Below are 17,690 nucleotides of genomic sequence, written 5' to 3'. Positions count from 1 at the left end.
CACCTCCACCACGGTTATAGCAGCGGCCGGCTACTTCGCGGGGGAGAAATCCCCAGCACGATCCGAACCGGACGGACGTTTCAACCGTGACCGGACCGACCAGCCGACGCCCAGGATGACCGCCGCCAGGACGATGTACTGCAGCGCGGACGCGTACGGTTCGACTCGGTGCCAGTTCGCGCCCAACAGGTAGCCGGCCAGCACGAAGACCGAGTTCCAGATGAGGCTGCCCAGCAGCGTCAGCACGGTGAACACGGCAAAGTTCATCCGATCGATCCCGGCCGGGATCGAGATGAAGCTGCGAAACAACGGCAGCATGCGCCCGAAGAAGACCGCCTTGGACCCGTGCTTGGCGAACCACGCCCTGCTCTTGTCGACATCTTCGCCGTCCATCAACGGCATCCGGGACACGATGCGGCGGATGCGGTCCGGCCCCAGGTAGGCACCCAGCGCGTACAGCATCCATGCCCCCAGCACCGAACCCACCGTGGTCCACACGATCGCACCGAGTAGCGACATTTCGCCGAGCCGGGCCGCGAACCCCGCCATCGGCAGGATCACCTCGCTGGGAATCGGCGGGAAGAGGTTCTCGACGAAGATGGCCAGCCCCGCGCCCGGTCCACCCAGATGTTCCATCAGGTCGACGGCCCACCCCGCCGCGCCGTCGAGTTGGACCGCCTCAGCCGGCGTGGTCATGGTGCAGCTGCTCCTCGGGTCGTACCGGATCGGTGGGCGACGGACGCCCGGACAAATGCCTCCAGTGTGGCCAAAGGTCGCTGAGGACGCCCTCAGGATGGCTGCCGGCTCGATGCCAAACGGTTTCGGCCCGCACCACGCACCAGCAGGGTTGCGGGAACGGCTGCCAGGACGAAGAGCAGTCCGGCCATCACCACATAGAGGTACACACCGGTGACGGTGCTCACCGCAGATCCACCGGCCAGGCTGTTCGCGTCTCGGTGTGCTTTGAGGATCTCGGCTCCGGCGACGTTGACCACCACCGAGCCGAGAGCAAGGACGACCGACACCAGACCCGCGACCGTCCCCTGCCGGTCAGGCGCTTCGAGACTGGTCGCCAGGCTGAAGCCGGAGGCGCCGATTGCTCCGGCCGCCAGTCCGAGCAGCATGCCGCAGGCGATCGCCAGCGGGAGTACGGCGATACCGGTCAGCATGGCGAATGTCGCCGCCGCCCCCACGGCGATCCCGCCGAGCAGCGGCACCGCCGGCCCGCGACGCCCCGCCACCCAACCCGCGCAGATACCACCGACGGCGATGCCGATGTTCGGTGCGGCAAACAGGGCCGCGATCGATTCCCCGTCGCCCAACCCGTAGCCGAGCCCACCTTCGGCAGGCACCTGTGCGATGAGGCTGATCAGCTGCAGCATGCTCCGGAACGCACCCGCGGCCAGCACGAGCGCTGCCAACGTCATCAGGATCGGACGCCGGAGTGCTTTCAGGTCGATGACCGGTTCCTCGCACCGCACGGCGAGCATTGCCCAACCGGCCAGGGCCCCGACGCCCGCGGCTAGCAACGCGATCATGCCCGCCGACGTCCATCCGACGTCCCTGCCGAGGCTGAGGTAGGCGAGGGCTGCGCCGAGCCCGCCTCCGAGGAGCACGCCGCCTCGCACGTCGATACGCCCGCTGCCGCGGATCGGCGACTCGGGAATGAGCCATCGCACCCCCAGTGCAGCGGTCCCGGCGAGCAATGCCGATATGACGAACACACTGCGGTAACCGAATGCGTCGATCGCGGGCGCCATCAGGAAGGGTTCGACGATTCCCACGATCGCCGACCCCGAGGTCACGAGCCCGATTACGGCCATCGCGACCGGCGGGGCGCATATCTGGAGCACGAGGGCCACGGTGAGAAAGACCGCGGCGAAGGCGACGCCCTGCAGCAGGCGGCCGGCCAGAAATATCCAGATGTTGGGGGCGGTCAGGCAGACCAGAGCTCCCGCACAGGAGCCCAGCAGGGTGCCGACGAGAACACGACGCTTGCCGAACAGATCGGACGCCTTTGCGAGCAGCGGTGATGCGATGGCCCCCGCGAGCATGGCGCTGACGTTGAGCCACGCGGCCTGGTCGGTGTCGAAATGCTCCAAGAGTTGGGGCAGAACCATCAGCGGTGAGCCGATCGCAACATCGGCGAGCACGTTGGCCAGCGTCAGCACCGCCGCCCACAGGGCAGCCGCCCGGTCCAGTGACGTTGAAGACTCACCGCGGGTTCTCGCGGGTCGGTGGCGCCTTGTGGACCTGATCCGCGCCCGCCGTGTTCCGCACCGACACCCCCGAGGCCTTAACGCAACAGTTTGTTGCTTTAGAATGAAGCTACCCGCGGATGGGTTGCACCGCAACGGCGGGGGTCGCCACAATCGATGACCGGGCGACAGGAGGGTGAGCTTTGGCCGACGAGCCGGCCGCGCGCCGCCCGGGCGGACGCAGTGCGCGAGTCAGGAACCAGATCCTCACGGCGACAGCCGAACTCGTTGCGCGCGACGGCATCGACCACTTCCGCTATGAGGATGTCGCCGAACTGGCGGGCGTACACAAGACCAGCGTTTACCGGAACTGGCCCGACCGTGAGGCGTTGGTGGTCGAATCCCTGATCCACTACGTGGAGGATCTGGCGTCCATCGCCGACACCGGGGACATCGACCACGATTTGGCCGACTACCTGTTGTCGCTTGCCAATGCGCTGCAGACACCGTTCGGACGGACGCTCGCGCACGCCCTCCAGCCGGCGCGCCACTCCACCATCGCAACGCTCGCCAAGGTGCTGGAGCTGCGGGTAGCGGCCATGCAGCAGCGGGTCGACACTGCCGTCGAACGTGGTGAACTGCCTTCGGTGGACAGCGCGTTTCTCGGCGAGATGATCTCCGGTCCGGTACATCTCATCGTCGACCGGGGCAGCCGGCCGGTGACCCGCGCAGATGTCGAGCGGATCGTCAGCGTCGTGTTGGCCGGCATCCGCGCCACCGCCAGAGACTAGGCGCCAGACACCGTCACATCGATGTCGGTTTTCCGCCAGTGATGTCGGCGCCCGGGTGTAAGGGTGAAGACATGCACGACGATTTCGACAGCTGCTACCGGGCGGTCCAGTCCAAGGACGCGCGGTTCGACGGCTGGTTCGTCACCGCCGTACTCAGCACCGGCATCTATTGCCGGCCCAGCTGCCCGGTGCGGCCACCGCTGGCCCGGAACATGGAGTTCTATCCGACCGCCGCGGCGGCGCAGAAGGCCGGCTTCCGGGCCTGTAAGCGCTGCCGTCCGGACGCTTCACCCGGCTCCCCGGAGTGGAACGTCCGCGGCGACGTGGTGGCCCGGGCAATGCGATTGATCGCCGACGGCACGGTGGACCGTTGCGGGGTGACCGGGCTCGCAGACCGCCTGGGATACACCACCCGCCAACTGGAGCGCCTGCTGCAGGCCGAGGTGGGTGCCAATCCACTCGCGCTGGCCCGGGCCCAACGCAGTCAAACCGCGCGGGTACTGATCGAGACCACCGACCTGCCGTTCAGCGATGTGGCATTCGCCGCGGGTTTCAGCAGTATCCGGCAGTTCAACGAGACCGTGCGGACGGTCAGTGCGCTCACCCCCACTGCGCTGCGGCAGCGTGCCCACAGCCGGGACGCCGCGGAGCGGGTCGGCACAGACGTGTTGTCGCTGCGCCTACCGGTGCGGGCACCGTTCTCCTATGAGGGGCTGTTCGGACATCTCGCGGCCAGCGCGGTGCCCGGTGTGGAGGAGGTCCGCGACGGTGCTTACCGGCGCACTCTGCGCCTGCCGTCCGGTTCGGGGGTGGTGGCGCTGACGCCGCACCCCGACCATGTGCAGTGTCGGTTGATCATCGAGGACTTCCGGGACCTGTCCGCCGCGATCGCGCGCTGCCGGCGGCTGCTGGATCTGGACGCCGATCCCACGGCCGTGGTGGACGCGCTGAGCCAGGACCCGCATCTGAGTGCGGTGGTGGCCAAGGCGCCCGGCCAGCGCATACCGCGCACCGTCGACGAGGCGGAGTTGGCGGTGCGCGTGGTGCTCGGCCAGCAGGTCTCCGTCAAGGCAGCCCGTACCCATGCGGGACGGCTGGTGCAGGCCCACGGCACGCCGCTGGCCACCCCCGACGGCGGCCTGACCCATGTCTTTCCCTCGACCGAGCAGTTGACCGCCCTGGACCCGAACCGGCTGGCCATGCCGGCTTCACGCCGCCGCACCCTGACCACCCTGATCGCCGCGCTGGCTGCCGGCGACGTCGAGGTGGACGCCGGCGCCGACTGGAACACCGCCAGGGCACAACTGGGCAAGCTCCCCGGAATCGGCCCGTGGACCACCGAGGTGATCGCCATGCGCGGATTCGGCGACCCCGACGCGTTCCCGGTCACCGATCTCGGCGTACGAGCGGCCGCCAAGGCCGTCGGTCTGCCCACCGCCTCGGACGCCCTGCTCGAGCACAGCGCCCGGTGGCGCCCGTGGCGGGCTTATGTGACACAACATCTGTGGACCGCGCTCGACCATGCCGTCAACGAGTGGCCGCCACGACCGACCAAGCAGGAGACACGATGACAGGCATGCAGTACCGAACCATGGACAGCCCGGTGGGGCTGTTGACGCTGGCCGGCGCGGGCGGTCGATTGGAGCATCTGCGGATGGAAGACCAGACCTATGAGCCGAGCCGGCACGGCTGGCAGTCCGACGAATCGGCCTTCCCCGAGGCGGTCGAGCAGCTGACGGCGTACTTTGCAGGCACGCTCACCGAGTTCGACCTGGACCTGCAATTCGGCGGAACACCGTTTCAGCGCCGCGTGTGGGACGCCCTGCTGACGATTCCCTACGGCGAGACCAGAACCTACGGCGAGATCGCAGTGCAGGTCGGCTCCCCGACCGCATTCCGCGCGGTGGGTTTGGCGAATGGACATAATCCGATCGGCATCATCGTCCCGTGCCATCGCGTTATCGGGGCCAACGGCAGCCTTACCGGTTATGGCGGCGGCCTGAATCGCAAAAGACTGCTATTGGATATGGAAAAGAGTCGCTCAGAATTAGCGTTATTCGACTGATCCAGGCGTGAATTACGAATTGTCGTCTTCCAGACAAAGCACAAATGCCCGAGCCCCCCAAATGTGTGTTTGGGGGGCTCGGGTCTTAATGTGTGTTCGGCGGTGTCCTACTTTTCCACCCTGTTGGGTAGTATCATTGGCGCTGGTAGGCTTAGCTTCCGGGTTCGGGATGGGACCGGGCGTTTCCCTGCCGCTATGGCCGCCGTAACTTTATTCACCCTTTTCTGGGTGCCCCCACACGCGTGTGGGGGGAGTGTGTTTTGGTGGTGGAGTGTGTCGACCATTTCTGGTTGATACGTGTCCGATGGTGTGGATGTGTGGTTGCAAGCGCGTTTGTGCGTCAATTTTTTTCTTACACGGTTTTGTCTGCTACCCCACAGGGTGGGGTGTGTGTAAGTTTTCGGCCGGTTAGTGCCAGTTCCCTAAACCTATTGCTAGGTGTACAGGTCTGGTCTATCGATCCCGTGGTCTGCGGGGGGCCTTATCCCACTGAATGGGTGAGAAGCCTGGTCTTGGAGAAGGTTTCCCGCTTAGATGCTTTCAGCGGTTATCCTGTCCGAACGTGGCTATCCAGCCGTGCCCCTGGTGGGACAACTGGTGGACCAGAGGTTCGTCCGTCCCGGTCCTCTCGTACTAGGGACAGGTTTCCTCAAGCTTCTGACGCGCGCGGCGGATAGAGACCGAACTGTCTCACGACGTTCTAAACCCAGCTCGCGTGCCGCTTTAATGGGCGAACAGCCCAACCCTTGGGACCTGCTCCAGCCCCAGGATGCGACGAGCCGACATCGAGGTGCCAAACCATCCCGTCGATATGGACTCTTGGGGAAGATCAGCCTGTTATCCCCGGGGTACCTTTTATCCGTTGAGCGACACCCCTTCCACTCAGAGGTGCCGGATCACTAGTCCCGACTTTCGTCCCTGCTCGACATGTACGTCTCGCAGTCAAGCTCCCTTGTGCACTTACACTCAACACCTGATTGCCGTCCAGGTTGAGGGAACCTTTGGGCGCCTCCGTTACATTTTAGGAGGCAACCGCCCCAGTTAAACTACCCACCAGGCACTGTCCCTGAACCGGATATACGGTTCGAAGTTAGAGGCCCAATACGATCAGAGTGGTATTTCAACAATGACTCCACACACACTGGCGTGCATGCTTCACAGTCTCCCACCTATCCTACACAAACCGTATCGAGCACCAATACCAAGTTGTAGTGAAGGTCCCGGGGTCTTTTCGTCCTGCCGCGCGTAACGAGCATCTTTACTCGTAGTGCAATTTCGCCGAGTCTATGGTTGAGACAGTTGAGAAGTCGTTACGCCATTCGTGCAGGTCGGAACTTACCCGACAAGGAATTTCGCTACCTTAGGATGGTTATAGTTACCACCGCCGTTTACTGGGGCTTAAATTCTCCGCTTCACCTTACGATTAACGGGTCCTCTTAACCTTCCAGCACCGGGCAGGCGTCAGTCCGTATACATCGTCTTGCGACTTCGCACGGACCTGTGTTTTTAGTAAACAGTCGCTTCTCACTGGTTTGTGCCACCCCCCACCGCTGCCGACCGCTTGGGCCATGACAGTAGGAGGTCCCCCTTCTCCCGAAGTTACGGGGGCATTTTGCCGAGTTCCTTAACCATAGTTCACTCGTACGCCTTAGTATTCTCTACCTGACCACCTGTGTTGGTTTGGGGTACGGGCCGTGTGTGAGCTCGCTAGAGGCTTTTCTCGGCAGCATAGGATCACCGAATTCGCCTCAATCGGCTATGCATCACCTCTCAGGATATATGAGACCCGGATTTACCTAGATCTCTCCCTACAGGCTTGCCCCAGTATTACCACTGACTGGTACGGCTACCTTCCTGCGTCACCCCATCGCTTGACTACTACCAGAGAAGGTCCCACGCAGCCGGCGACTTTCCGCTCCCGAAGGATTGGATAGGCCACCATTTGGGTGGTTAGTACCTCTGATTCATCATGGGCGCGCACACACGGGTACGGGAATATCAACCCGTTGTCCATCGACTACGCCTGTCGGCCTCGCCTTAGGTCCCGACTCACCCTGGGCGGACTGGCCTGCCCCAGGAACCCTTGGTCTTTCGGCGGGCAAGGTTCTCACTTGCCTTATCGCTACTCATGCCTGCATTCTCACTCCCACACCCTCCACAACTGGATCACTCCGCTGCTTCACTGGATGCAGGACGCTCCCCTACCCATCGACACAAGGTCGATGCCGCGGCTTCGGCGGTGTGCTTGAGCCCCGCTACATTATCGGCGCACAATCACTTGACCAGTGAGCTATTACGCACTCTTTCAAGGGTGGCTGCTTCTAAGCCAACCTCCTGGTTGTCTTCGCGACTGCACATCCTTTTCCACTTAGCACACGCTTAGGGGCCTTAGCCGGCGATCTGGGCTGTTTCCCTCTCGACGCACGGAGCTTATCCCCCGCCGTCTCACTGCCACGCTTTCACTTACCGGCATTCGGAGTTTGGCTGACGTCAGTAACCTTGTGAGGCCCATCGGCCATCCAGTAGCTCTACCTCCGGTAAGAAACACGCAACGCTGCACCTAAATGCATTTCGGGGAGAACCAGCTATCACGGAGTTTGATTGGCCTTTCACCCCTACCCACAACTCATCCCCTCAGTCTTCAACCTAAGTGGGTTCGGTCCTCCACAACATCTTACTGCTGCTTCAACCTGGCCATGGGTAGATCACTCCGCTTCGGGTCCAGAACACACCACTACACCACACACTCTTGTGCGGATACGCCCTATTCAGACTCGCTTTCGCTGCGGCTACCCCACACGGGTTAACCTCGCGACATGTCCCTGACTCGCAGGCTCATTCTTCAAAAGGCACGCCATCACCCCACGCAAGCGAGGGCTCTGACGGATTGTAGGCACACGGTTTCAGGTACTATTTCACTCCCCTCCCGGGGTACTTTTCACCATTCCCTCACGGTACTAATCCGCTATCGGTCATTGGGAAGTATTCAGGCTTACCGGGTGGTCCCGGCAGATTCACAGCAGATTTCACGGGCCCGCTGCTACTCGGGGACAGTCCCACAACAGAGCATATGTTTTCACCTACGGGGCTCTCACCCGCTACGGCCGGTCATCCCAAACCAGTTCAGCTAACACACACTTTTATCACTGTTGCCCATCACGGCGGTGATGAGAAGAAACGCCCCACAACCCCGCACACACAACCCCCGCCGGGTATCACATGCATACGGTTTAGCCATCCTCCGCTTTCGCTCGCCACTACTCACGGAATCACTTTTGTTTTCTCTTCCTACGGGTACTGAGATGTTTCACTTCCCCGCGTTCCCCCCCAACGGCTATATATTCACCGTTGGGTAACACGACATCACTCGTGCTGGGTTTCCCCATTCGGACATCCTCGGATCCACGCTCGGTTGGCAGCTCCCCGAGGCATATCGCAGCCTCCCACGTCCTTCATCGGCTCCCAATGCCAAGGCATCCACCATGCGCCCTTAAACACTTACAACACAGATAAACCAAATAAAGAAAAAAATTGCACATCAAACACACACAACAAAACCTTCCCGAACCGAAACCCGGAAAAAATTTCCTTGCGTGCTAGATGCTCGCAACCACTATCCACAAATCAAACACCACACCCCACCACCAAAGATGGAGCAACAACAAACAACCGCCTGGCCCCCAACGGGGCACGCACGGCCGGCAAGAGAACCCCGAAGAACTCTCTCCCGCTGGGCCTGTTGTCTCAAAGCCCAATAGTGTGTCCGGCAGCCAGCGCCCCCAACGGGAAAGCACCAAATAAGTTTGTTGAGTTGCACCAGACCCCCACCCACTACAGGTGTGAGGCCATCCAACGAATCGCTTGAGTCACCGAACCCCCACAATTTGTGGGCGGGCCCAAGTCTCGTGGTGCTCCTTAGAAAGGAGGTGATCCAGCCGCACCTTCCGGTACGGCTACCTTGTTACGACTTCGTCCCAATCGCCGATCCCACCTTCGACGGCTCCCTCCACAAGGGTTAGGCCACCGGCTTCGGGTGTTACCGACTTTCATGACGTGACGGGCGGTGTGTACAAGGCCCGGGAACGTATTCACCGCAGCGTTGCTGATCTGCGATTACTAGCGACTCCGACTTCACGGGGTCGAGTTGCAGACCCCGATCCGAACTGAGACCGGCTTTGAAAGGATTCGCTCCACCTCACGGCATCGCAGCCCTTTGTACCGGCCATTGTAGCATGTGTGAAGCCCTGGACATAAGGGGCATGATGACTTGACGTCATCCCCACCTTCCTCCGAGTTGACCCCGGCAGTCTCCTACGAGTCCCCGGCATAACCCGCTGGCAACATAGGACAAGGGTTGCGCTCGTTGCGGGACTTAACCCAACATCTCACGACACGAGCTGACGACAGCCATGCACCACCTGCACACAGGCCACAAGGGAACCAATATCTCTACTGGCGTCCTGTGCATGTCAAACCCAGGTAAGGTTCTTCGCGTTGCATCGAATTAATCCACATGCTCCGCCGCTTGTGCGGGCCCCCGTCAATTTCTTTGAGTTTTAGCCTTGCGGCCGTACTCCCCAGGCGGGGTACTTAATGCGTTAGCTACGGCACGGATCCCAAGGAAGGAAACCCACACCTAGTACCCACCGTTTACGGCGTGGACTACCAGGGTATCTAATCCTGTTCGCTCCCCACGCTTTCGCTCCTCAGCGTCAGTTACTGCCCAGAGACCCGCCTTCGCCACCGGTGTTCCTCCTGATATCTGCGCATTCCACCGCTACACCAGGAATTCCAGTCTCCCCTGCAGTACTCAAGTCTGCCCGTATCGCCCGCACGCCCACAGTTAAGCTGTGAGTTTTCACGAACAACGCGACAAACCACCTACGAGCTCTTTACGCCCAGTAATTCCGGACAACGCTCGGACCCTACGTATTACCGCGGCTGCTGGCACGTAGTTGGCCGGTCCTTCTTCTGCACATACCGTCACTTGCGCTTCGTCTGTGCTGAAAGAGGTTTACAACCCGAAGGCCGTCATCCCTCACGCGGCGTCGCTGCATCAGGCTTGCGCCCATTGTGCAATATTCCCCACTGCTGCCTCCCGTAGGAGTCTGGGCCGTATCTCAGTCCCAGTGTGGCCGGTCACCCTCTCAGGCCGGCTACCCGTCGTCGCCTTGGTAGGCCATTACCCCACCAACAAGCTGATAGGCCGCGGGCCCATCCCACACCGCAAAAGCTTTCCACCACACACCAGGAAGTGCATGGTCATATTCGGTATTAGACCCAGTTTCCCAGGCTTATCCCAAAGTGCAGGGCAGATCACCCACGTGTTACTCACCCGTTCGCCACTCGAGTACCCCGAAGGGCCTTTCCGTTCGACTTGCATGTGTTAAGCACGCCGCCAGCGTTCGTCCTGAGCCAGAATCAAACTCTCCAAACAAAAACAACCCAACCCAAAAAGTCAGGTGAATTCACATTCGGAAAAATCCGATATCCAAACAAAAGACACCAAAACTGGCATCAAAAATACAGCCACCCACCAACTCAAGGAGACGGGAATCCCCCCAAATGAGTGGCCAAAAACAACAAACAAAAACCACCAAACACACTATTGAGTTCTCAAACAACAGGCTTGATTTTGTCGAAGCTGCCCGATTCGGGGCAACCTCACCAGCCTAAACTATCTTGTCTGGCGAGTCAAGCTTCTCTGTCTCGCGTCTCCGCGGCGACTTCAGAAGATTAGAGCCAAGGACGTTGCGAAGTCAAGTCCGCAGGTCAACGGCCTGAAGATCCGGTACGGCCGTCTCAGATCAGGTTACCCGCTCGACCTCGGCACCCAGACTGACCAGATTCTCCACGAACAAGGGGTAGCCCCGATCGATGTGGTAGACGTCGTGCACCTCGGTATCGCCATCGGCGACCAGGCCGGCGAGCACCAAGCCCGCGCCGGCCCGGATATCGGACGCCCACACCGGTGCACTCGACAGCTGCGGCAGACCGCGCACGACGGCGTGGTGCCCGTCGGTGCGTGCATCGGCACCCAACCGGATCATTTCCTCGACGAACCGGAACCGCGCTTCGAACACGTTCTCGGTGATCATGGACGTGCCTTCGGCGATGCAGGCCAGCCCGATCGCCATCGGCTGCAGGTCCGTCGGAAACCCTGGGAACGGCAGGGTGGCGACGTTGACCGCCTTCGGCCGCTCGTACTGGACCACGCGGAATCCGTTGTCGTGCTGAGTCACGGTGGCGCCGGCGTCGTGCAACTTGTGCAGCACCAACTGCAAGTGTGCGGGGTCCACGCCCGTCACCGAGATATCCCCACGGGTCATCGCTGCGGCGATCCCCCAGGTCGCCGCCACGATGCGATCCCCGATCACCCGGTGCTCGGTGGGATAGAGCCGATCCACCCCGGTGATGGTCAACGTCGACGAACCGGCGCCGGACACCTGCGCGCCCATCTCGTTGAGCATCGTGCAGATGTCGGCGATATCGGGTTCGCGCGCCGCATTGTGGATCGTCGTCACACCTTCGGCGAGCACCGCCGCCATCAGGATGTTCTCGGTCGCGCCCACCGACGGGAACTCCAACTGGATCTCCGCGCCACGCAGATGGTCGGCCTCGGCGACCACACAACCGTGTTCGATGTTGCAGCGGGCACCGAGCTGACGCAGACCGGACTGGTGCATGTCCAACGGACGCGAACCGATCGCATCGCCGCCCGGAAGAGCCACCTTGGCGCGCTTGCCTCGACCCACCAGCGGGCCCAGCACACACACCGAAGCGCGGAACTGCCGGACCGCGGCGAAGTCCGCGTCGTACTTGACCTCATCCGGCGAGGTGATCCGGACCGTCGATCCGTCGAGCTCGACCGTCGCGCCCAGGCCGCGCAGCACCTCCGCCATCAGGGGAACGTCGAGGATGTCGGGACAATTGGTGATCGTGCTGGTGCCCTCGGCCAGCAGCGTTGCCGCCATCAGCTTGAGCACGCTGTTCTTTGCTCCTCCGACGGCGACTTCACCCGATAACCGGCTTCCGCCCGTCACCACGAATCGATCGCTCACGCGGGCCAGTGTAAGCAGAGGATGCGCCGGTTACAGAACACTGCGCGCACATCGGCAACGTCCTGACCGGTACGGTTTAACCATGGCCGTGCACCTGACCCGCATCTATACCCGGACCGGCGACGATGGCACCACCGGGCTGAGTGACTTCAGCAGGGTCTCCAAGAACGACGCACGACTGGAGGCCTACGCCGACTGCGATGAGGCCAACGCGGCCATCGGTGTCGCGGTGTCGCTGGGCCGGCCCGATGCCCGGACCCGCGACGTCTTGCTGCAGATCCAGAACGACCTGTTCGACGCCGGCGCCGACCTGTCCACCCCGGTGGTCGAGAACCCCGAGTACCCGCCGCTTCGCGTCCGGCAGGACTACATCGACCGCCTCGAAGGCTGGTGCGATGAGTTCAACGAGAATCTGCCGAAGCTGGACTCGTTCATCCTGCCCGGCGGCACCGCGCTGTCGGCGCTACTGCATGTTGCGCGCACGGTCACTCGCCGCGCCGAGCGATCGGCCTGGCGGGCGGTCGACCAATACGGCGAATCCATCAACGTCCTGCCGGCGAAGTACCTCAACCGGCTGTCCGACCTGCTGTTCATCCTGTCGCGGGTGGCCAACCCGGACGGCGACGTCAAGTGGCAGCCCGGCGGGCAACGGGCCTAATTCCGCCGCCGCGCCCGCGGTGAGGGCCGGGATTCCAACCACGAGGTGAAGGCTGTCAACGCACCGCGGTCCAGCGCCACCTCATAGCCGCGCCCCCGTTCGGGGCTGACATCGCGCAGCTCCAGAATGACGATCTCTTCGGTCATGATGTCGAACTCGTCGCCACGCGGAGAACGCCGCGCGACGACCTCGAGACCAAGCCGGCTCAGCCGGCGGTCCGGCCACCAACGGGCGCTGGAGAGCCGATAGAACTCGGCCTCGCCACCGCGGTAGCGCAGCACGCCGTGGCGCCAACCCTGGCCTCCCGCGGCGGGATAGTCACGCAGGATGGCGGCGGTGCCGCCCACCTGGCGCAATTTCCACAGCCGGTAGCCGAGTGCGACCACCGCCAACAGCAAAACGCCGACGAGCGCGACCATGAACAACATGGACGCGCTCATCGGCGGTGCCTACTAGTCGATCTGCCCGACCGCGCGCAGCCGCGCACGGCCCCAGGCTGCCGTGGCCGGATCCTCGGACTCGGCGTCGCGCTTGGCCGCGTCGACATCGATCTCGGACTCGAACTGCGCGTTCTCCACGAGGAGACTCACGCCGTTCTCGGTCACCGAAAGAAATCCACCGTCGACGGCGATCCGCAGATCGTCCTCACCCTCACGCTCGACCCGCACCATGGCGTCGTCGACCAGCTGGGCCACCAGCGGGATGTGCCGTGGCAGGATGCCGATCTCACCCGCGGTGGTGCGGGTGAAGACGAACGTGGCCTTGCCGGACCACAACTCACGCTCGACGGCGACGATCTCGACGTCCAGTTCAGCCATGCCACACCACCTTTCGGACCACTAGACCGGTCACAGCTTGGCGCCGAGGGTTTCTGCCTTCTTCGCCAGGTCATCGAGACCACCGATGAGGAAGAACGCCTGCTCGGGCAGGTGGTCGAACTCACCCTTGGCCAGCTTGTCGAAGGCCTCGATGGTCTCCTTGAGCGGCACGGTCGAGCCGGGCTGACCGGTGAACTGCTCGGCCGCCATCATGTTCTGGCTCAGGAAGCGCTCGATCTTGCGCGCCCGGTACACCAGCACCTTGTCCTCTTCGGACAGCTCGTCGATGCCGAGGATGGCGATGATGTCCTGGAGGTCCTTGTAGCGCTGCAGGATTCGGATGACCTCCTGGGCGACGCGGTAGTGCTCGTCGCCGACCACGCTGGGGTGCAGGATCGTCGAGGACGATGCCAGCGGATCCACCGCGGGGAAGATGCCCTTGGAGAACACCGCACGCGAGAGCTCGGTGGTGGCATCCAGGTGGGCGAAGGTCGTCGCCGGGGCCGGGTCGGTGTAGTCGTCGGCGGGCACGTAGACGGCCTGCATCGAGGTGATCGAGCGACCACGGGTCGAGGTGATGCGCTCCTGCAGCTCACCCATCTCGTCGGCCAGCGTCGGCTGGTAACCCACGGCCGAAGGCATACGACCCAGCAGGGTCGAGACCTCGGAACCGGCCTGGGTGAACCGGAAGATGTTGTCGATGAACAACAGCACGTCCTGGCCCTGCTCATCGCGGAAGAACTCCGCCATGGTCAGCGCGGACAGGGCGACGCGCATACGCGTGCCCGGCGGCTCGTCCATCTGGCCGAACACCAAGGCGGTGTCCTTGAGCACGTTGGCATCGGCGAGCTCGACCCACAGGTCGTTACCCTCACGGGTGCGCTCCCCCACACCGGCGAACACCGAGGTGCCACCGAAGTTGCGGGCGATGCGGTTGATCATCTCCTGGATCAGCACGGTCTTACCGACGCCGGCGCCGCCGAACAGGGCGATCTTGCCGCCACGCACGTACGGCGTGAGCAGGTCGACGACCTTCAGACCGGTCTCCAGCATCTCGGTGCGGGGTTCCAGATCGGCGAAGGCCGGCGGCTTGCGGTGGATGGACCAGTGCTCGAATTCCTTGCCGTAGCCGGGCTCGTCGAGGCAGTCACCGAGGGCGTTGAAGACGTGGCCCTTGACGCCGTCGCCGACGGGCACCGAGATCGAGGCACCGGTGTCGGTGACGTCCTGGCCACGGACCAAGCCGTCGGTGGGCTGCATGGAGATGCAGCGGACCAGATTGTCGCCGAGGTGCTGGGCGACCTCCAGGGTCAGCGTCTTGGCCAGCGCGCCGTAGGTGATCTCGGCGTGCAGGGCATTGAGCAGTTGGGGCACGGCGCCACGCGGGAACTCGACGTCGACCACGGGGCCCGTGATACGAACAACGCGACCCGTCGTGGTCTTTTCTGCGACAGCAGTCATATCTCTCTTCGCTTCCTACGGGGCTTACTTGGCGTCGGCCAGCGCGTTGGCGCCACCGACGATCTCGCTGATTTCCTGGGTGATCTGCGCCTGGCGCTCGCGGTTGGCCGCCAACGTGAGTGCCTTGATCAGATCGTCGGCGTTGTCGGTGGCCGACTTCATCGCACGCCGGCGCGAAGCCGACTCCGAGGCGGCCGCCTCCAGCAATGCGGCGTACACGCGGGTGGCGATGTAGCGCGGCAGCAGCGCGTCGAACAGTGTCTCGGCGTTCGGCTCGAAGGAGAACAGCGTGCGCGGTCCGTCCTCGGGCTGCTCGTCGCCCACGTACTCGACGACCATCGGGGCAATCCGCAACGCCGCCGCGGTCTGCGACAGCATCGACCGGAACTCCGTCGACACGATGTGGATCTCGTCGACGCCCAGGATGCCGTCGGCACCGCCATCGTCACCGTCGTCGTCGGCGCCGGACATGAAGGCTGTCACCAACGTGTCGGCGATCTCCTTGGCGTTCTCGTAGGTGGGACGCTCGGAAAAGCCGGTCCACGACTCCACGACATCGCGCTGGCGGAAGCTGTAGTAGCCCAATGCCTTCCGGCCGATGACGTAGAGCACTGGCGACTTGCCCTCTTCACGCAGCAACGAGAAGAGTTCCTCCGCGCGGCGCAGTACGTTGGCGTTGTAGCCACCGCACAGCCCGCGATCCGAGGACACCACCAGCACGGCGGCCCGCTTGGGGTTCTCCCGAGGGACGAGCAACGGGTGATCCAGCGCGCTGGCACTGGCCAGCTCGGTGAGCATGTTGGTGATCTCGGTGCTGTACGGCCGGGCCGCATCGACCCGGGCCTGCGCCTTGGCGATTCGCGACGTGGCGATCAACTCCTGGGCCTTCGTGATCTTCTTGATCGACGAAGCGGATTTGATACGACCGCGTAGCTCGCGCAGTGTGGCTGCCATTGGTTACCTAGGCCTTCTTGGGAGCAGGCTTACGGACCTTGACCGATTCCTTCTCCAGGTCCTCGGGATCCAGAGCTTCGGAGTCGGCCTCGTTGACGACGGAGCTACCGTCACTCGCCGAGAAGCCCTTCTTGAAGTCGTTGATGACGCTGACCAGCTTCGCGTCGGCCTCCTCGGAGAGCTTCTTGGTCTCCCGGATACCGTCGAGAATGTCGGAGTGGCTGGCCTTGACGTGCTCCAGCAGCTCGTCGACGAAGCGCGAAACATCTTCGGCGGGAACAGAATCCAGGTGACCCTGGGTACCCAGGAAGATCGCGACGACCTGGTCCTCGACGGCCAGCGGGCTGTACTGGGGCTGCTTGAGCAGCTCGACCAGACGCACACCGCGGTCCAGCTGCGCCTTGGAGGCCGCGTCCAGATCGGAGGCGAAGGCCGCGAAGGCCTCCAGCTCGCGGTACTGCGACAGGTCCAGACGCAGCGAACCCGCAACCTCTTTCATCGCCTTGATCTGCGCGGCGCCACCGACGCGGGACACCGACACACCGACGTTGACGGCCGGGCGCACGCCCTGGTTGAACAGGTCGGACTCCAGGAAGCACTGACCGTCGGTGATGGAGATGACGTTGGTCGGGATGAACGCCGAGATGTCGTTGGCCTTGGTCTCGATGATCGGCAGACCCGTCATCGAACCGCCACCGAGTTCGTCGGACAGCTTCGCGCAACGCTCCAGCAGCCGGGAGTGCAGGTAGAAGACGTCACCGGGGAACGCCTCGCGGCCCGGCGGGCGACGCAGCAGCAGCGAGATGGCGCGGTAGGCGTCGGCCTGCTTGGTCAGGTCGTCGAAGACGATCAGGACGTGCTTGCCGTCGTACATCCAGTGCTGGCCGATGGCCGAACCGGTGTAGGGGGCCAGCCACTTGAAGCCGGCGGGGTCGGAGGCCGGGGCCGCGACGATGGTGGTGTACTCCATCGCGCCACCCTCTTCGAGCGCGCGCTTCACCGAGGCGATCGTGGTGCCCTTCTGGCCGATCGCGACGTACACGCAGCGCACCTGCTGCTTGGGGTCACCGGTCTCCCAGGCCTGCCGCTGGTTCAGGATCGTGTCGACGCACACGGCGGTCTTGCCGGTCTTGCGGTCGCCGATGATCAGCTGACGCTGGCCGCGGCCGATCGGGGTCATGGCGTCGATGGCCTTGATACCGGTCTGCAGCGGTTCGCCGACGCCCTGGCGCTGCACCACCGACGGGGCCTGCAGTTCCAGCGCGCGGCGGTCGGAAGACGCGATGTCGCCCTGGCCGTCGATCGGCTGGCCCAGCGGGTTGACCACGCGGCCGAGGAAGGCGTCGCCGACCGGGACCGAGAGCACCTCGCCGGTCCGCTTGACCTGCTGGCCCTCTTGGATCTTGTTGAAATCACCCAGGATCACGGCGCCGACGCTGTGCTCGTCGAGGTTCAGCGCCACGCCCAGCACGCCGCCCTCGAACTCCAGCAGTTCCTGGGTCATGACCGAGGGCAGGCCCTCGACGTGGGCGATGCCGTCACCGGCATCGACAACGGTGCCGACCTCTTCCCGCTCGGTGGCGGCGGAAAACGAGGACACGTAGCCCTCGATGGCACCTTCGATATCAGCAGCCGAGATTGTCAACTCTGCCATGGTTTTTCGTCTTCCTACCTTTTGATCTGG

At 63.2% G+C, this 17,690-nt stretch carries 12 protein-coding genes and 3 rRNA genes; 4 read left to right on the top strand and 11 right to left on the bottom strand.

Translation table 11 applies throughout. The annotated features are described in order from the left end of the window. Positions 1 to 30: 30 nt before the first annotated feature. Positions 31 to 696: a DedA family protein gene (locus A7U43_RS10775; RefSeq protein ID WP_067994600.1), complete on the bottom strand. Its 666-nt coding sequence runs from the start codon at positions 694 to 696 to the stop codon at positions 31 to 33. A 92-nt stretch (positions 697 to 788) separates the two neighbouring features. Further along, on the bottom strand, positions 789 to 2,171 hold the full coding sequence (locus A7U43_RS10770) for an MFS transporter (protein ID WP_231963565.1): 1,383 nt from the start codon (positions 2,169 to 2,171) through the stop codon (positions 789 to 791). Between the two features lie 230 nt (positions 2,172 to 2,401). Between A7U43_RS10770 and A7U43_RS10765 the strand changes: the two genes are divergently transcribed. From A7U43_RS10765 to A7U43_RS10755, 3 genes are all read left to right on the top strand, one after another. Continuing rightward, positions 2,402 to 2,989: a TetR/AcrR family transcriptional regulator gene (locus A7U43_RS10765; RefSeq protein WP_067994598.1), complete on the top strand. Its 588-nt coding sequence runs from the start codon at positions 2,402 to 2,404 to the stop codon at positions 2,987 to 2,989. Positions 2,990 to 3,060: 71 nt separating this feature from the next. Next, positions 3,061 to 4,560: a DNA-3-methyladenine glycosylase 2 family protein gene (locus tag A7U43_RS10760; RefSeq protein WP_082902403.1), complete on the top strand. Its 1,500-nt coding sequence runs from the start codon at positions 3,061 to 3,063 to the stop codon at positions 4,558 to 4,560. Further along, the gene (locus A7U43_RS10755) at positions 4,557 to 5,054 is read left to right on the top strand and encodes a methylated-DNA--[protein]-cysteine S-methyltransferase (protein ID WP_067994593.1); all 498 of its coding nucleotides are present in this window, start codon (positions 4,557 to 4,559) and stop codon (positions 5,052 to 5,054) included. The genes A7U43_RS10760 and A7U43_RS10755 overlap by 4 nt, the downstream gene beginning before the upstream one ends. 94 nt (positions 5,055 to 5,148) lie before the next feature. Here the strand turns inward: A7U43_RS10755 and rrf are convergent. The 4 genes from rrf to murA all read right to left on the bottom strand — a co-directional run bounded on the left by rrf (position 5,149) and on the right by murA (position 12,115). Then, a 5S ribosomal RNA gene (gene rrf, locus A7U43_RS10750) occupies positions 5,149 to 5,261 on the bottom strand. Positions 5,262 to 5,442: 181 nt separating this feature from the next. Beyond that, positions 5,443 to 8,558: ribosomal RNA gene (locus tag A7U43_RS10745) — 23S ribosomal RNA — on the bottom strand. Positions 8,559 to 8,973: 415 nt separating this feature from the next. Beyond that, positions 8,974 to 10,491, bottom strand: a 16S ribosomal RNA gene (locus tag A7U43_RS10740). Together the 16S, 23S and 5S rRNA genes form the textbook arrangement of a ribosomal RNA operon. A gap of 370 nt (positions 10,492 to 10,861) precedes the next feature. After that, a complete protein-coding gene (murA, locus tag A7U43_RS10735; RefSeq protein WP_067994591.1) occupies positions 10,862 to 12,115 on the bottom strand; it encodes a UDP-N-acetylglucosamine 1-carboxyvinyltransferase in 1,254 nt (417 codons plus the stop codon). Positions 12,116 to 12,197: 82 nt separating this feature from the next. On the opposite strand from murA, the gene A7U43_RS10730 reads away from it, so the two are divergent. Beyond that, a complete protein-coding gene (locus A7U43_RS10730; protein ID WP_067994589.1) occupies positions 12,198 to 12,773 on the top strand; it encodes a cob(I)yrinic acid a,c-diamide adenosyltransferase in 576 nt (191 codons plus the stop codon). Here A7U43_RS10730 and A7U43_RS10725 read toward each other — a convergent pair. From A7U43_RS10725 to atpA, 5 genes are read right to left on the bottom strand one after another with little or no spacing between them, the layout of a single operon-like run. Then, positions 12,770 to 13,213, bottom strand: a complete 444-nt coding sequence (locus A7U43_RS10725) for a DUF2550 domain-containing protein (RefSeq protein WP_067994586.1) — start codon at positions 13,211 to 13,213, stop codon at positions 12,770 to 12,772. The two genes, A7U43_RS10730 and A7U43_RS10725, sit on opposite strands and share 4 nt — an antisense overlap. A gap of 12 nt (positions 13,214 to 13,225) precedes the next feature. Next, positions 13,226 to 13,591, bottom strand: a complete 366-nt coding sequence (locus A7U43_RS10720; RefSeq protein ID WP_067994584.1) for a F0F1 ATP synthase subunit epsilon — start codon at positions 13,589 to 13,591, stop codon at positions 13,226 to 13,228. Between the two features lie 30 nt (positions 13,592 to 13,621). Next, entirely contained in the window at positions 13,622 to 15,052 is a 1,431-nt protein-coding gene (atpD, locus tag A7U43_RS10715; RefSeq protein WP_067994581.1) for a F0F1 ATP synthase subunit beta, read from the bottom strand. Positions 15,053 to 15,076: 24 nt separating this feature from the next. Then, entirely contained in the window at positions 15,077 to 16,006 is a 930-nt protein-coding gene (locus A7U43_RS10710; protein WP_067994579.1) for a F0F1 ATP synthase subunit gamma, read from the bottom strand. A 7-nt stretch (positions 16,007 to 16,013) separates the two neighbouring features. Further along, positions 16,014 to 17,660: a F0F1 ATP synthase subunit alpha gene (gene atpA, locus A7U43_RS10705; protein WP_067994576.1), complete on the bottom strand. Its 1,647-nt coding sequence runs from the start codon at positions 17,658 to 17,660 to the stop codon at positions 16,014 to 16,016. Between the last annotated feature and the right edge of the window lie 30 nt (positions 17,661 to 17,690).

The sequence above is a fragment of the Mycobacterium adipatum genome (genome assembly GCF_001644575.1).
Lineage (GTDB): Bacteria > Actinomycetota > Actinomycetes > Mycobacteriales > Mycobacteriaceae > Mycobacterium > Mycobacterium adipatum.
Note: the sequence above shows the minus strand (reverse complement) of the source record. Positions and strands in the feature narration are given on the sequence as shown.

What these genes read in the sequence shown, in the direction of transcription:
- atpD (WP_067994581.1), bottom strand. Translation starts at nt 15,052, where the DNA reads ATGACTGCTGTCGCAGAAAAGACCACGACGGGTCGCGTTGTTCGTATC.
- A7U43_RS10760 (WP_082902403.1), top strand. Translation starts at nt 3,061, where the DNA reads ATGCACGACGATTTCGACAGCTGCTACCGGGCGGTCCAGTCCAAGGAC.
- A7U43_RS10775 (WP_067994600.1), bottom strand. Translation starts at nt 696, where the DNA reads ATGACCACGCCGGCTGAGGCGGTCCAACTCGACGGCGCGGCGGGGTGG.
- A7U43_RS10730 (WP_067994589.1), top strand. Translation starts at nt 12,198, where the DNA reads ATGGCCGTGCACCTGACCCGCATCTATACCCGGACCGGCGACGATGGC.
- A7U43_RS10710 (WP_067994579.1), bottom strand. Translation starts at nt 16,006, where the DNA reads ATGGCAGCCACACTGCGCGAGCTACGCGGTCGTATCAAATCCGCTTCG.
- A7U43_RS10720 (WP_067994584.1), bottom strand. Translation starts at nt 13,591, where the DNA reads ATGGCTGAACTGGACGTCGAGATCGTCGCCGTCGAGCGTGAGTTGTGG.
- atpA (WP_067994576.1), bottom strand. Translation starts at nt 17,660, where the DNA reads ATGGCAGAGTTGACAATCTCGGCTGCTGATATCGAAGGTGCCATCGAG.
- A7U43_RS10725 (WP_067994586.1), bottom strand. Translation starts at nt 13,213, where the DNA reads ATGAGCGCGTCCATGTTGTTCATGGTCGCGCTCGTCGGCGTTTTGCTG.
- A7U43_RS10755 (WP_067994593.1), top strand. Translation starts at nt 4,557, where the DNA reads ATGACAGGCATGCAGTACCGAACCATGGACAGCCCGGTGGGGCTGTTG.